The following is a 14,706-nucleotide window of genomic DNA, read 5'->3' on the forward strand; positions in this document are numbered from 1 at the left end:
CAACTGAGACAGTATAATGAATTTATACGCAACCCTAGCTTTATCTCTCGCGTTATCCATGGTTGCTTTTGCTGCATCAGTTTGCAAAGGTGCCACCTTATTTAATCCCTCTTTACGTGAAGCAATAAGAACTGGCTTTATCTTTGGCATAATTGAGTCCATAACCCCCATTATTGGCTGGAGTTTAGGGCTATTTGCCAGCCAATATGTTATAAAGTGGAATCATTGGATAGCGTTTGGTTTATTATTTATATTGGGTATGCAGATGATATATCAAAGCTATCATCGTGCAAAAAACAACAACAAACCTCCCCTTATTCACTATCACAATTCTTTTACCCTTATTACTACCGCCCTAGCAACTAGCCTGGATGCAATGGCCATTGGGGTCAGTCTGGCCTTTTTGCAAATTAATATCATCCATACAGCGATGACAATCGGACTAATGACCATGATTATGGCAACACTTGGAATATTATTAGGCCGTTATATTGGCCCATTATTAGGAAAAACAGCCGAAATAATTGGCGGTGTTACGCTAATCATTATCGGATTTAGTATAATTTATCAACATATTTAATTTATTAAATAATTAATTCACTTGTATATTTAATTTTTTTATTTACGTTAAAAAGAAATAATTGAAAAGGAAAACTAAATAATAAGAATTTTTACTATTTCTAACAAAAATTATTAATTGAAAACTCTTTAATGTATAATATTCATTAAAAAAATGATAAGCTATTTAATTGATTTATTTCATTATCTTAAAATGAAACATAATATATTATAGACTAATGATAATAATTATTATCAATTACAAATGGCATTTTTTGCCTATCTATAAATATCAAAAATCATAAAATAGAACTTATAAATAAATGAATGATTCTTTACAGCTAGGCTATTTACCCACTGATTGTGGAAGGTGAACATGTCGGAAAATGTAATCAATGATATTGTTAATTGGTTAGAAAGCCAATTACAACGAAATGAAGGCATTAAGATTGATACCATTGCTAATAAAAGTGGTTATTCTAAATGGCATTTACAACGGATCTTTAAACAATTAAAAGGTTGCACCCTAGGGGAATATGTTCGTAAACGTCGTTTACTTGAAGCAGCCAGGCTATTACGAGAAGATAAATTTTCTATTTTGGATATAGCGCTACAATACGGTTTTAGCTCCCAAGCAACATTTACCCGCATTTTTAAAAAACATTTTAATACTACACCGGCTAAATTTCGTCAAAATGGGCAGTTACCCGATTTTAATCAATTTATGGACTAAACTAAAAAAAATAATTTTTAAATATTCCTTGTTATCTGCCAGTCTAAATACTGGCTTTATGGTCAATTTACAATAAAATTCGCTTGAATATTTATCCAGCCAGCAATGCGTGCTAATAATTAATAATGACTTACTTTATTCATGTTATTTCATTAACCAATCAATTTTCTAATTGTAAAAGCTGCTGATTAAAATCTGGATATTGAAGCTTTATCTCCGCGACTAATTCCTTAATTGTCGCTGGCTGGTATTTTTTCCCCATCAACTGTTGACTAAAAAGCTCCAATGGCGATGGTTCTAAACTATCAGTATAAATTTTACTAGCTGAAATTTTACCTTTATCAATATCAAAATAAAGTTCAACACCACCCCATGCAAATCTGGTTTCAAGTATATGACTAAAAGCTGGCGCTTGGCCAAAATTCCATTCCCAACTGGATTGCTTAGCATAAGTGTCAATAAAACCGGGTAAATCAGGCAAGTTAGTTGGTGAAATTATTTCTGCCTTCACTTGCTCACCATAATAGTTAAAAAAATGGTTTACTAAAGCGTTACAAACTTTTTGATGGGTGATATCAGCATCAATTTCAGCTAAATTCATTACTCTCGAACGAACAGATGTAATACCTTTGCTAATCAATTTTTTTGCATCTGGATTTAAATAACTGGCTAACCGGTTTAAATCTGTATTAATGAGCAAAGTGCCATGATGAAAACCGCGATCAAGAGTTTCAAAATAAGCTGATCCTGAAATTTTACGATCACCATGTGGGGAATGAATTACTAAATCATTTCGACCGGAAACTTCAGCACTAACCCCAACCTCTGCTAACGCCGCAATAATAATTTGGGTTGAAACGGTTTTATCATAAGCGGGTTTACCTGCCATAAAGGTAAAACAAGTATTGCCTAAATCATGAAAAACCGCACCACCACCACTGCGGCGGCGAGCTAATTTAACTCCATCTTGAGCCATCTTTCGGGTATTACACTCTTTCCATGGATTTTGTGCCCGACCAATAACGACAGTATCATTATTGCGCCAAAGAAACATAACCCGTTGCCTGACTGACATTTGACGAAAAATAGCCTCTTCAACTGCCAAATTAAACCAGGGATCAAATGATTCAGAAATAAGAAGACGTATTGAAGCCATAAAAATTTTGCCAGCCTATATTTATTTTGCTACCGCTCAGGAAGAAAAAAAATTATAACTAAAAAAGACATTTAAAAACGACGTGCCTGCCAGAAAACCTTGCGCCAGTAGATATTATTTAATGAAGAGCGGATAACGCCTTTACTGGTTGATGCATGAATAAAAGTATTATCTGTATCATAAATACCAACATGTAAACCATTTTCACCTGAGCCGGTTTTAAAAAAAACCAGATCGCCCGGCATAAGATCCTTAATATCGATACGGGTGCCATATGTTGTTTGAGCCACTGTCGTACGTGGTAATTGAATGGCAAAACGGTCACTAAAAGTCCGATAAACAAATCCGGAACAATCAATTCCACTTGATGCTAAACCACCATACCGATATGGCGTGCCATGCCATTGGAATAGTTGCTCTTTAAGTTGAGCGATGGTCATAATAGGATCAGAAAGTTGGCTTTTTAACGGCGGAGCTATTCTATTTACTGAAGAAGAACAGCCCATTAAAGTTAGATAGAATAAAAAAAGAAGGTGTTTAATTCTGATTAACATAAAGCACCTTTATCGCTTTAAGATAACTAACTGACTTTAATTAGAGTTTAATAAAAAAACAAGTTTTTATTAATGGGTGATCTTTATTTTTAGTAAACTCTGGCGTTAAAAAATAAATATCCTGCTCACTTTTTCACTTTATAATCGCTTTATTTCAGGCCGAGAAATGATCCAAATACCTAGCAAAATAAATACCACTCCCACAACTTTAACTAATGTCGCCGATTCATTAAACCAAGGCAAAGTGACTGCTGATAAATAAACTAATACATAGCTTAAACTAATGAGTGGATAAGCTTTACTTAATGCTAAAAATTTCAAGGCAAATAGCCAAAAAAACATAGAAATAGCATAGCCAATCAAACCGATAAAAATCAGCCCAAACGCTTGCCGATTTTCAAATAACCAATTAACATCCATCCATTGATGGTTTAATTTAAACTCAGGTAATAAAGTTACCCCAGCTTTAAGACAAAGCTGAGCGAAAGTGATCAATATTACACTACTGATACCCCAAAAATAACCTTTCATAAATTTAATAAAACAATACCCAGCATGATAATAAATACGCCTACCCAATGTTTTATACTGATCTTCTCTTGATAGATAAATTGGCCTATCAGTGTCACAATAACAAAATTAATACTTAACATCGGATAAGCAATACTAAGTGGTAAAATTTGTAATAATTTAAGCCAAAATAGCATGCCTAAAGCCAGTAAAATAATAGCGATTACCAGCCATTTAAAGGCTAAACTTTTTTTTGATGGCAAAACACTTTGCCAATATACCACTGCTTGCTTTTGACAAACTTGTCCAAAGCAAGTCAACAGGCTAACAATTATCAATAATAAAAAATGTGTCATGGTTGCTGATAATAAGTCATTATTGCCATTCGTGTATTGCGAACCACATGATCAGGCTTAGGAATATCATCAGGCAGACCTTCATTTCTACGCAATAAAAGAACCACTGAAATTTGTCCCTCTTTCCGGGTCTGGCTAAGCCATTTAGCAAAATTGCCTTGTTTAATTAAGCGAAATTGACTATCAGGATAATTTAAACCATATCTTAATTCACCTGATCTTTCATATAAATAAACATCACCTCGATGTAATTCCCATGCCAAACCCGCACCAACTCCAACATTATCCGCCAGCACAAATTTACTTTGTTGCAACAAAGAGATATTTTGCCGAATTAATTGCTGTGGTAATTTAGAATCGATAGTATCTTGCGGTAATGCATAACCTATCGATAAGCTCAAGGCTATCGAACAGGCCGCCCCCCACAACCAATACCTAGCTTTGGATATCAGACTAAAATAGCCAATAATCAGCCAAATACAAAAAACAGTGATACCTAATGCCAGTTTGGGCCATTCCTCTGTAGTATATAAAGGATGATCAACAAATAACCCCATGATAATCAAAGTAATAATTGCCAGTATGCCAAAGGCAATATTGGTAAATCCGTTAAATTTAAGTGGGGTTAGATTGCAATTTTTAACACAATCAACCGCATATTTTGCCATCATTAATGCAAGCGGTGCCATCACTGGCAACATATAAGTGAGTAATTTACCTTTAGCAATACTAAAAAATAGGAACGGGACAATAAACCAGCAAAGCAGAAAAAACATTTCCGGCTTGTTTTTTCGTTCCTGCCAACTCTTTAATAATGTCCCAGGTAAAAGTCCTAACCAAGGTATCACACCAAGTAAAATGATTGGAATATAAAACCAGAAAGGGGCTTTATGTTGAGCATCTTCTGATGAAAAGCGCTGAATATGTTCTACCCAGAAAAAGTAATGCCAATAATCAGGTTGATATTTATTGACAGCTAGTGCCCAGGGAAGGCTTATCAATGCCGCACTGATTATTGCTATGCCACCAAACTTAAGCATTTCAGTAAAACGTTTTTGATATAGCATAACTGGCAGCATCACGATCACCGGGATAGCTAACGCTAAAAAACCCTTAGTCATGAAGGCCATACCACAGGTAAGCCCCATGACGGCCCAGGCAAGTAACTTTGCAGCAACCGTTGGTGCTTTTAATAACCAAAAACAGCATAGCATACAAGCAGTAAGCCACATGGTAAGCATCGGATCGAGTACGCTATACGTGCCAACCGCAAATACCAAAAACATCGAAACATACATTAAAGTAGCCACAAACGCGACATTTCGATTACGCCACATTATCATCGCCAACCAGTAAATTAAGCCGGCGCTGATCATAGTTGAAAACACAGCACCGAAACGGACAGCAAAATTAGTATCACCAAATATCATTTGACTGATATTATTTATCCAATATCCGGCCACTGGCTTTTCAAAATAGCGAATATTAAGCAAATAAGGCACAATCCAATCGCATCGCAGCAACATTTCTCGACTAATTTCAGCGTAACGCGTTTCATCTGGCTGCCAGAGCAATCGACCATTTAACGGCACTAAATAAGTAAAAATGAAAAAAAGTGCTAATAAAAAATCACCTATTTTCTGTAACTGTTTAGTTAACATCAAGCACTATACCTCGTGTTGACACCCTAGCCAGCCTTCACGACCGGGAAAAGATGAACGAATAATTTTTCCTTGCGGTAAAGAATCTATATCATTTGGTATTAATTCACGCAACGGACAAAATACCATTTGCTCTGCAATCATTCTCTCTAATAAATTTTCAAATTGCATCGATTTAGACATACCTTCCACTTCAGTATGAATAGTATGAACAGGTGTTCCTACATCTTCCTGCATCGCGTTAATAATAAAATCATTAAAGTTTTCATCTTTAACCAACGTGCCAACAACTTCATCATAAGTTGGTAGTGTCACTGGAATTTGTATGGTACCAATCGAACCATCAGTTAAAATAGGACGAAACGGATGTGTACCTCGGCAATCACTATTATAGTCAAATTTAAAATTTTCTTTTGCTGTTAATACGCGTTCATCGGCTCGCCAACCTGCTACAGCTGAACATTTTACCCTAGCGCCCGTTGCAGCCTCAAGCGCATCTACGCCTAATTTAATTTGCTCGACCAATTTAGTTCTCGGCCATTTCCCTACATTAGCTTGCCAGCCTTGATGATCCCATGCATGTAACCCAACTTCATGACCTTCATTCAATGTTTGTTTCATTAAGTAGCCTAGATCATTGGCAATTTTTTTACCTGACCAGGCTGTACCGGCTAATAAAATATCCCAACCATACAGTGAGGCGGCATTCGATCTTAACATTTTCCATAAAAATTTAGGTCGAAACAGGCGCCATAAATGGCGCCCCATATTATCTGGCCCGACACTGAAAAAAAAACTGGCTCGAATTTGATATTTAGCGAGCACTTTAAGTAACTGTGGCACACCTTCTTTAGTACCTTGGTAGGTATCTACATCAATTCTTAAGCCAATTTTCTTCATTATTTTTTACCTAATTCTTCCGCGGCAGCTTGCAAGAAGAAATCTAAAGTTTCATCAATAGTCTGCTTCATATCAATAGTTGGCTCCCAATCGAGCAAGCGACGCGCATTTTCAATGCTCGGTCTACGATGCTCAACATCTTGATACCCCTTACCATAATAACTACTACTTTCAATCTTTTTGAGACCAGCAAATGGAGGAAAGAGTTTACGTAACGGATGTTTTTCAAAACTGTCAAGTAACATATCAGCTAATTGAGCAATACTTGCTTCATTGGTTGGATTACCAATATTGATAATTTGACCATCGCATTTTTCATCTTTATTTTCAATAATACGAAATAATGCTTCAATACCATCTTTAATATCGGTAAAACAACGCTTTTGAGCACCACCATCAACTAATTTTATTGGTGAACCCTCGACCAAATTTAAAATTAATTGGGTGATTGCCCTTGAGCTACCAATACGGGCAGAATGTAAACTATCTAGTCGTGGACCCATCCAATTAAACGGTCTAAATAGAGTGAATTTCAACCCTTCTTTAACACCATATGCCCAAATAACGCGATCCAATAACTGTTTAGAAACAGAATAAATCCAACGCTGTTTGTTAATTGGCCCTACAATCAAACGAGAGGTATCTTCATCAAATTCTTTATCATCGCACATCCCATAAACTTCAGAAGTTGATGGGAAAATAATACGTTTATTATATTTTACACAATAACGCACTATCTTTAAGTTTTCTTCAAAGTCTAATTCAAAAACTCTTAATGGATTACGGGTATATTCAATCGGTGTTGCAATAGCAACCAGGGGCAGAATGATGTCACATTTTTTAATATGATATTCAATCCACTCAGTATGAATACTAATATCACCTTCAACAAAATGGAAACGCTGATCATCACCAAAACGGGGATCATTAATAAAACGTGAAACAGCAGAAGAACTAATATCCAAGCCATAGATATCATAGTGTCCATCAGCTAATAAACGTTCGGTTAAGTGATTACCAATAAAACCATTAACCCCCAAAATTAAAACGCGCTTACGGCGTTTCACCTGTGCAGTCGGTTTTGCCCCCACCCGCACACCCGTCACAATCCCCATTTCAGCCGCTAAACGCGATCCTTCAACATATAAACCCAATCCACACTGGCCAGTTAGGATCTCAAGCACGTCTTGACCACAAGCTATTTGCAATGGCTCAGTAGAAATGATTGTACCAGGTAATTTATCATGTGATTTTTCTAACACTCGGCCACGCCAGACAATCATTTTACTCTCAGCTAAATAGGTAAATGCACCCGGATATGGCTCGGTCACTGCTCGTATTAGGTTATTCACTTCAGTAGCAGATTTAGCCCAATCAATTAAACCATTTTCAGCGCGGCGACGGCCAAAATAGGTTGCCTGACTCTCATCCTGTGGTGTTGCTGAATAATCACCCATTTTAATTAACGGTAATGTATCAGCTAACAGCTGTTCGGAGGCGTGACGAATTTTCTCATGTAACACTAATGCGGTATCAGTTGCATCAATGGCAACTTTTTTCTGCGCAATAATATCACCCGCATCGGCCTTAGCTATCATCTTATGGAGCGTGACACCAGTCTCTGTTTCGCCATTTAAAATAGCCCAATTAATCGGCACACGACCACGATATTTAGGCAGTAAAGAACCATGTAGGTTGAAAGCACCTTTAGGGGCTAGTGCCAATAACTCTTGACTCAGCATGTGACGATAGTAAAAAGAGAAAATGACATCAGGTTGCATTTTCTCAATACGCTCAATCCAAAGTGAATGATTGACATTTTCTGGCGCAAATACAGGCAAGCCCATCTCAGCTCCCAAGCGTGCAACTGAGGAAAAGAAATGATTCTCTTTTGGATCATCTGTATGTGTAAAAACAGCCTGAATTTCAAAACCCGCCTTCTTTAGCGCCTTTAATCCCACACAACCAATATCATGGTAAGCAAAAACAATAGCTTTCATTATTTTTTTTCCTGATTTTCGTTAGTATCATGATGAATACCAACTATCTTTTGAATGAAGTAACGGGGTCGGGCACGAACATCATTGTACATCCTGCCAATGTATTCACCGAGTAATCCCATGGCAATAAACTGCGCACCAATAAATATAAATAGAATAGCAAACAGGGTAAAAACACCCTCTGCAGCCCACATGGAACCAAATATAAGACGTAAGATAATTAGCAGAACCGCCAGAAAAAATCCACTTGCTGCAATAAAACTACCAACCACACTCAATAAACGTAATGGGGTAGTCGTTAAACAAGTAAGTAAATCAAACATTAAATTTATTAGCTTCATAAAGCTATATTTTGAATCACCAAACTCACGTTCTGCATGGGCCACATCGATTTCGATCGTTCTTCGAGCAAAGGTATTTGCTAAAATGGGAATAAATGTACTACGTTCATGACACTGTAGCATCGCATTAATAATATTACGCCGATAAGCCCGCAACATGCAGCCATAATCGCCCATGGTGCGCCCTGTTGCTTTGGTGATCATGGCATTAATAATTTTCGACGCCGTTTTACGAAACCAAGAATCTTGCCGATTCATCCGCCTAGTGCCAACTACGTCATAGCCCTGCTCGGCTACCTGTACCAAATTGGGGATCTCTTCAGGTGGATTTTGTAAATCAGCATCTAATGTGATCACAAGATCGCCAGTTGCCTGTTTAAAACCCGCCATAATGGCAGAATGCTGTCCATAATTACGATTTAAAATTACGGCAATAACATGATTTGCCGAATTTTCTGCAGCCTCTATTAGCAAGTTAGCGGAATTATCAGCACTACCATCATCAACTAAAATTAATTCATATGGCTGTTTCAATCTCTGACAAGCAGCCAATGTTCTTTCCAATAATTGGGGTAAACTTTGCTTTTCGTTATAAATAGGGATAACGATAGAAACTTTCTTTATTTCTTCAAAATCATTTTGAACAGGCACTATTTCAGCTCCGAAAAAATTTCATTAATAGCAGCAACAACGCGATCAACATCTTGAGCACGCATATCAGGGAATAGTGGCAATGAACATAAGGTAGCCGAGTTCCATTCAGAATTAGGTAGAGAAAGTGATGGATAATGTTCTCTATAATATTTCTGCGTATGAGCCGCTCGAAAATGCAGACCTGTACCAATATTCTTCTCTTTTAAGCGTTCCATAAAACTATCACGGTTAATACCACAGATTGTTTCATCAACGCGCACCATAAACAGATGATTGGCATGCAAATGAGGATAATCAGGCACATCCAGCATTTTTAACGGCAACTTGGCTAGCGCTTGTCGATAGTAAGCAACAAGTTCAGCACGACGTTTATTTATTTGGGTTAATTTTTTTAATTGAACAACTGCAATTGCAGCATGAATATCAGAAAGATTATATTTAAATCCAGGTTCAACAACTTCAGCCTGTGGTTTACGGCCTTGTATTTGTCGATCGAAGGCATCCACACCTAAACCATGAAATTTTAAACATCGCAAGCGGGTGGCTAAAGCATCATCATCAGTAGCAACTAAGCCACCCTCGGCGCAAGTAATATTTTTAATCGCATGAAATGAAAAAATAGCCGTGCCTTGTTGACCAATCCATTGATTTTGATACTGAGTACCTACGGCATGAGCAGCATCTTCGATCAATGCGATATTATTTCTTTGTGCAATCTCACGTAACGCATTAAGATCGCATGGTGCACCGGCATAATGTACCGGTATAATCGCTTTTGTCTTAGGGGTAATTGCCTTCTCAACGACATCAGGCTGAACCATTAAAGTATCACGATCAACATCAATCATGATCGGTTTTGCCCCTAACAAGGTAATCATATTAATGGTTGACACCCATGTTAATGAGGGGGTAATAACTTCATCTCCAGGACCAATTCCTAAGGCCATAAGCGTTATATGCATACCTGCTGTTGCCGAACAAAAAGCAATTGCATGCTGACAACCAAACTTATGGCGAAAGTCTTCTTCGAGTTGATGATTTTGCGGTCCAGTGGTGATCCAACCAGAACGTAATACATTTTCTACCGCCCGGATCTCTTCGTCACCTATTGCTGGGCGAGAAAAAGGAAGAAAATCATTCATGAGATTAACCTACTAACAATTCGTCTAATATTTTTTAGAGTTAGTTGTCTATAATATCATAAAATAGCTTAACTACACATCAACATGACAATAACTTTCCAATATAATCAGTTAGAAAGCGTTCAAATAATAAATATATAAAGCTCAAACGCTGACTTAAGTGACTCAAGTAGAATAGAAAACTCATTAATTGCCAAAAAATTCTTATCACTAAGAAAGTAACCCAATAACAAAAATAAGGGAATTTAAAAGCATTATTAGCATAACTTTCACTAATAAAATTGTTTGGCTTACAAAATCTCGTATAACTAATCTATTAAAGGTATCTTTATTTTTTAAGATTATTTTGGCATTCGTAAATAATAAAAAAGCCGCTTTAGCGGCTTTTTAGCATATAATAATTCATTATTTATGAGGCTTTATCTTTTCAACCCGGCCTTTCAACTTTTGCCCTGGTCTAAAAGTCACCACTCGGCGAGCAGTGATGGGAATATCTTCTCCAGTCTTTGGATTTCGACCTGGGCGTTGACTTTTATCACGCAGATCAAAATTACCAAACCCTGACAGTTTCACCTGCTCCCCATTTTCTAATGAACGACGAACTTCTTCAAAGAAAAGTTCAACTAGGTCTTTCGCATCACGTTTGCTTATACCCAGTTTTTCGAACAGACTTTCTGACATTTCAGCTTTTGTAAGCGCCATAGGTTTAGTCCCTCAAGGATGCTTGGAATCGCCGTTTTAACGCAGCAACACATTTATCAACAGTTGCGGCAATCTCTTCTTCTTCCAGAGTACGGTTTGTATCCTGCAAGATTAAGCTAATAGCAAGGCTCTTATAACCTTCCGCTACACCTTTACCACAGTACACGTCAAACAAGTTTATGCCAACTATATGATTTATGCCAATTTTCTTGCATTCAGCCAATATATCCGCTGTTGCTACCTCTTGTGGAACTACAACAGCAATATCTCGTCGATTGGCAGGGAAACGTGAAATCATATTTGCTTTAGGAATAACACGTTCTGCAACGGAATCCCACAACAATTCAAAAACCAGTGTCCGACCATGCAAATCTAGCTTATTTTCCAGTTCTGGATGAATAACACCTACATATCCAATATAATTATTATTCAGATAAATCCCAGCGTTCTGTCCAGGATGAAGTGCAGGATTAGAGTGAGCCTTATAAATAATATTGTCTAATTTTCCGGTTAATTCCAGTATTGCTTCAACGTCACCTTTTATATCAAAAAAATCAACCGCGCGTTTTTCTTGTGACCAGTGCTCTTCATAGCGATTGCCAGTGATCACGCCTGCTAACATCAATTCTTGCCGAATACCCTGTTCTGCTGATACATCCGGTACAAATCGTAATCCAGTTTCAAACAATCGAATACGATTTTGTTGGCGGTTTTGATTGTAAATTACTGTCGCTAATAAGCCAGGTAATAAAGAAAGCCGCATTGCTGACATATCAGTTGAAATAGGATCAGGTAAAATCATTGCATCGGAACCTGGATGCAGCAGTTGCTGAATTTTAGGATCAACAAAACTATAGGTAATCGCTTCATTGTAACCACGATCAATTAATAACGTTTTCACCCGCTTTAATGGCAGAATTGACTCACAACGAGGGGTCATGACTAAATCAGCATGTAACGGTACATTGGGTATATTATTATAACCATAAACACGGGCGACTTCTTCAATCAAATCTTCCTCAATTTGCATATCAAAGCGCCAAGATGGAGCAACCACTTGCCAACTATCTTGCTCACCAATCACTTGGCATCCTAAGCGCTGAAGGATCTGAGTGACCTTGATATCCGGGATACAATGACCTATTAAACGATCAAGCTTTTGCCGAGTCAGTGTTATGTTTGCCATTGTTGGTAAGCTAGTTTGCTGGCTAACATCAATAATATTTCCCACCTCTCCACCACAAATCTCAACAATTAATCTGGTTGCGCGCTCCATGGCTTTATATTGCAGCTGTGGATCGACACCCCGTTCAAAACGGTGTGAAGCCTCAGTATGAAGACCATAATTACGGGCCCGACCAGCAATTGCTAATGGAGCAAAAAAAGCACTTTCTAACAGGATATTAGTGGTATTTTGATGGACACTGGAATGCTTGACACCAAAAATACCGGCAATCCCTAAGGCACCATTGTCATCGGCAATAACTAAAGTATCTGGTTTCAAAGTCACCTCACTGTCATCAAGCAAAACTAATGTTTCATTCGGTTTTGCCATTCGAACAATTATCGCGCCATTTAAACGATCCAGATCATAAGCATGTAAGGGCTGACCTAACTCTAATAATACAAAATTAGTAATATCAACCACAGGATCAATTGCACGGATCCCCCCACGACGTAATTTTTCTCTCATCCAGATAGGGGTTTGTACTGTAATATCAATGCCTTTTATTACTCGCCCTAAAAAACGTGGGCACGCCATAGGCGCTTCCACCCGTATAGGAAGAACGCTAGCATCACTGCCTTTAACCGGTTCAATCTTTTCCGTATTTAATGCAAGGCTATTGATAGCCGCTATATCGCGTGCGATACCTAAAATACTTAAACAATCAGCACGATTCGGCGTCAAACTCACTTCGAAAATGTGGTCATCAAGTTGCAAGTAGTTACGAATATCGATACCAATAGGCGCGTCTTGTGGTAGCTCAATAATGCCTGTATGGTCATCAGAAATGGCAAGTTCTGAATAAGAACAAAGCATACCCTCAGAAAGCTCACCGCGTAGTTTTGTTGCTTTTATTTTAAAATTATCGGGTAAAACTGCGCCAATGGTTGCCACAGCGACTTTTAATCCTTGACGGCAATTGGGTGCTCCACAAACAATATTGAGTAACTGTTCTGTGCCAATATTGACCTTAGTCATGCGCAATTTATCTGCATTAGGATGTTGCACACATTCTACAATCTCGCCAACTAACACACCTTGGAATTGACCGGCAACAGGTTTAACATCATCAATCTCCAAACCTGCCATCGTCATTTGCTCTGATAAGGCTTCACTGCTTATTGCTGGATTTACCCATTCACGTAACCAAAATTCACTCAATTTCATATGATAATCCTGCCTTATCTAAATTGTTTAAGAAAACGAAGATCATTTTCAAAAAAAGCACGTAAATCGGTCACGCCATAACGTAACATTGTTAAGCGCTCCATTCCCATTCCAAAGGCAAAACCAGAATATAAGTCAGGATCAATACCAACATTGCGTAATACATTTGGATGTACCATGCCACAACCTAACACTTCTAACCATTTACCATTTTTAATCATCACATCAACTTCAGCTGAAGGTTCAGTGAATGGAAAATATGATGGTCGAAAACGAACGCGGGTTTTTTCTTCAAAAAAATGATTTAAAAAGTCATGAAGTGTACCTTTTAAATTGGTAAAACTAATATTTTTATCAACAATCAAGCCTTCTGTCTGATGGAACATTGGCGTATGGGTTTGATCATAATCATTACGGTACACACGACCAGGAGCAATAATACGAATTGGTGGTTGTCTACCTTTCATAGTACGAATTTGCACACCTGAAGTTTGTGTACGTAATAGCCGCGTAGTATCAAACCAGAAAGTATCATGTGAAGCTCGAGCAGGATGGTGTGCTGGAATATTTAAAGCATCAAAATTGTGATAATCATCTTCTATTTCCGGGCCAGAAACAACAGAAAAACCAAGTTCACCAAAGAATTCTTCAATACGATCAATGGTACGGGTTACAGGATGAAGACTACCATTTTCGGTTTGGCGACCGGGTAATGAAATATCGATTTTTTCTGCCGCTAATCGAGCATTTAAGATTGCATTTTCTAACTGCTCTTTACGCATATTCAATGAATGCTGAACTTCTTGTTTTGCCTGATTAATAATCGCTCCTGCTGCAGGGCGCTCTTCTGCAGGTACATCACGCAACGTTGACATCTGTAGTGTTAAATGGCCTTTTTTACCTAAAAACTCAACACGCACTGAATCCAACGCAGCAACATCCTGAGCTTTTTCTATGGCTGCTTTTGCCTGCGCAACCAACTCGACGAGATGTGGCATTGTTCCCTCTTCTTACGACCCTTTGGCCTAATCATTGTTGAAAATAAAA

14 protein-coding genes are annotated in these 14,706 nt (G+C 37.8%); 2 read left to right on the top strand and 12 right to left on the bottom strand.

The genetic code is table 11. The features are described 5' to 3' along the window. Positions 1 to 16: 16 nt before the first annotated feature. Positions 17 to 580, top strand: a complete 564-nt coding sequence (gene mntP / locus LDL57_RS09055; RefSeq protein ID WP_225505483.1) for a manganese efflux pump MntP — start codon at positions 17 to 19, stop codon at positions 578 to 580. Positions 581 to 934: 354 nt separating this feature from the next. Then, positions 935 to 1,291 (top strand): helix-turn-helix domain-containing protein, encoded by a 357-nt coding sequence (locus LDL57_RS09060; RefSeq protein WP_026821639.1) that lies wholly within the window; start codon positions 935 to 937, stop codon positions 1,289 to 1,291. A gap of 160 nt (positions 1,292 to 1,451) precedes the next feature. On the opposite strand, the gene lplA is transcribed toward LDL57_RS09060, so the two are convergent. The 12 genes from lplA to pheS form a co-directional block, all read right to left on the bottom strand. Continuing rightward, entirely contained in the window at positions 1,452 to 2,447 is a 996-nt protein-coding gene (gene lplA, locus LDL57_RS09065; RefSeq protein ID WP_180560757.1) for a lipoate--protein ligase, read from the bottom strand. Between the two features lie 71 nt (positions 2,448 to 2,518). Continuing rightward, complete coding sequence (locus tag LDL57_RS09070) at positions 2,519 to 3,001, bottom strand: C40 family peptidase (RefSeq protein WP_180560758.1); 483 nt, start codon at positions 2,999 to 3,001, stop codon at positions 2,519 to 2,521. Between the two features lie 138 nt (positions 3,002 to 3,139). Then, positions 3,140 to 3,532, bottom strand: coding sequence for a 4-amino-4-deoxy-L-arabinose-phosphoundecaprenol flippase subunit ArnF (gene arnF, locus LDL57_RS09075; RefSeq protein WP_180560759.1), 393 nt, complete (start codon positions 3,530 to 3,532; stop codon positions 3,140 to 3,142). After that, positions 3,529 to 3,867: a 4-amino-4-deoxy-L-arabinose-phosphoundecaprenol flippase subunit ArnE gene (gene arnE, locus LDL57_RS09080; protein WP_180560760.1), complete on the bottom strand. Its 339-nt coding sequence runs from the start codon at positions 3,865 to 3,867 to the stop codon at positions 3,529 to 3,531. The genes arnF and arnE overlap by 4 nt, the downstream gene beginning before the upstream one ends. Continuing rightward, positions 3,864 to 5,528 carry a lipid IV(A) 4-amino-4-deoxy-L-arabinosyltransferase gene (gene arnT, locus LDL57_RS09085; RefSeq protein WP_180560761.1) on the bottom strand — a complete coding sequence of 555 codons (1,665 nt, stop codon included), beginning with the start codon at positions 5,526 to 5,528 and terminating at the stop codon, positions 3,864 to 3,866. The genes arnE and arnT overlap by 4 nt, the downstream gene beginning before the upstream one ends. Before the next feature lie 6 nt (positions 5,529 to 5,534). Further along, a complete protein-coding gene (gene arnD / locus LDL57_RS09090) occupies positions 5,535 to 6,428 on the bottom strand; it encodes a 4-deoxy-4-formamido-L-arabinose-phosphoundecaprenol deformylase (RefSeq protein ID WP_180560762.1) in 894 nt (297 codons plus the stop codon). Continuing rightward, positions 6,428 to 8,428, bottom strand: a complete 2,001-nt coding sequence (gene arnA, locus LDL57_RS09095; protein WP_180560763.1) for a bifunctional UDP-4-amino-4-deoxy-L-arabinose formyltransferase/UDP-glucuronic acid oxidase ArnA — start codon at positions 8,426 to 8,428, stop codon at positions 6,428 to 6,430. Before arnA ends, arnD begins: the two co-directional genes overlap by 1 nt. Next, complete coding sequence (gene arnC, locus LDL57_RS09100; protein ID WP_180560764.1) at positions 8,428 to 9,420, bottom strand: undecaprenyl-phosphate 4-deoxy-4-formamido-L-arabinose transferase; 993 nt, start codon at positions 9,418 to 9,420, stop codon at positions 8,428 to 8,430. The genes arnA and arnC overlap by 1 nt, the downstream gene beginning before the upstream one ends. After that, positions 9,420 to 10,565 (bottom strand): UDP-4-amino-4-deoxy-L-arabinose aminotransferase, encoded by a 1,146-nt coding sequence (arnB, locus tag LDL57_RS09105; RefSeq protein WP_180560765.1) that lies wholly within the window; start codon positions 10,563 to 10,565, stop codon positions 9,420 to 9,422. The genes arnC and arnB overlap by 1 nt, the downstream gene beginning before the upstream one ends. Before the next feature lie 405 nt (positions 10,566 to 10,970). After that, positions 10,971 to 11,267 (bottom strand): integration host factor subunit alpha, encoded by a 297-nt coding sequence (gene ihfA / locus LDL57_RS09110; RefSeq protein ID WP_026821649.1) that lies wholly within the window; start codon positions 11,265 to 11,267, stop codon positions 10,971 to 10,973. A 4-nt stretch (positions 11,268 to 11,271) separates the two neighbouring features. Continuing rightward, on the bottom strand, positions 11,272 to 13,659 hold the full coding sequence (gene pheT / locus LDL57_RS09115; protein ID WP_225505484.1) for a phenylalanine--tRNA ligase subunit beta: 2,388 nt from the start codon (positions 13,657 to 13,659) through the stop codon (positions 11,272 to 11,274). A 14-nt stretch (positions 13,660 to 13,673) separates the two neighbouring features. Beyond that, positions 13,674 to 14,657 (bottom strand): phenylalanine--tRNA ligase subunit alpha, encoded by a 984-nt coding sequence (gene pheS / locus LDL57_RS09120; protein WP_180560767.1) that lies wholly within the window; start codon positions 14,655 to 14,657, stop codon positions 13,674 to 13,676. Between the last annotated feature and the right edge of the window lie 49 nt (positions 14,658 to 14,706).

The organism is Arsenophonus apicola (assembly GCF_020268605.1).
In the GTDB taxonomy this organism is placed as follows: domain Bacteria; phylum Pseudomonadota; class Gammaproteobacteria; order Enterobacterales; family Enterobacteriaceae; genus Arsenophonus; species Arsenophonus apicola.

Bases quoted from the DNA above. Each gene is read 5' to 3' on its own strand.
- lplA (WP_180560757.1), bottom strand. From the start codon at position 2,447: ATGGCTTCAATACGTCTTCTTATTTCTGAATCATTTGATCCCTGGTTT.
- arnD (WP_180560762.1), bottom strand. From the start codon at position 6,428: ATGAAGAAAATTGGCTTAAGAATTGATGTAGATACCTACCAAGGTACT.
- arnE (WP_180560760.1), bottom strand. From the start codon at position 3,867: ATGACACATTTTTTATTATTGATAATTGTTAGCCTGTTGACTTGCTTT.
- mntP (WP_225505483.1), top strand. From the start codon at position 17: ATGAATTTATACGCAACCCTAGCTTTATCTCTCGCGTTATCCATGGTT.
- LDL57_RS09060 (WP_026821639.1), top strand. From the start codon at position 935: ATGTCGGAAAATGTAATCAATGATATTGTTAATTGGTTAGAAAGCCAA.
- pheS (WP_180560767.1), bottom strand. From the start codon at position 14,657: ATGCCACATCTCGTCGAGTTGGTTGCGCAGGCAAAAGCAGCCATAGAA.
- arnB (WP_180560765.1), bottom strand. From the start codon at position 10,565: ATGAATGATTTTCTTCCTTTTTCTCGCCCAGCAATAGGTGACGAAGAG.
- pheT (WP_225505484.1), bottom strand. From the start codon at position 13,659: ATGAAATTGAGTGAATTTTGGTTACGTGAATGGGTAAATCCAGCAATA.
- arnA (WP_180560763.1), bottom strand. From the start codon at position 8,428: ATGAAAGCTATTGTTTTTGCTTACCATGATATTGGTTGTGTGGGATTA.
- arnT (WP_180560761.1), bottom strand. From the start codon at position 5,528: ATGTTAACTAAACAGTTACAGAAAATAGGTGATTTTTTATTAGCACTT.
- arnF (WP_180560759.1), bottom strand. From the start codon at position 3,532: ATGAAAGGTTATTTTTGGGGTATCAGTAGTGTAATATTGATCACTTTC.
- LDL57_RS09070 (WP_180560758.1), bottom strand. From the start codon at position 3,001: ATGTTAATCAGAATTAAACACCTTCTTTTTTTATTCTATCTAACTTTA.
- ihfA (WP_026821649.1), bottom strand. From the start codon at position 11,267: ATGGCGCTTACAAAAGCTGAAATGTCAGAAAGTCTGTTCGAAAAACTG.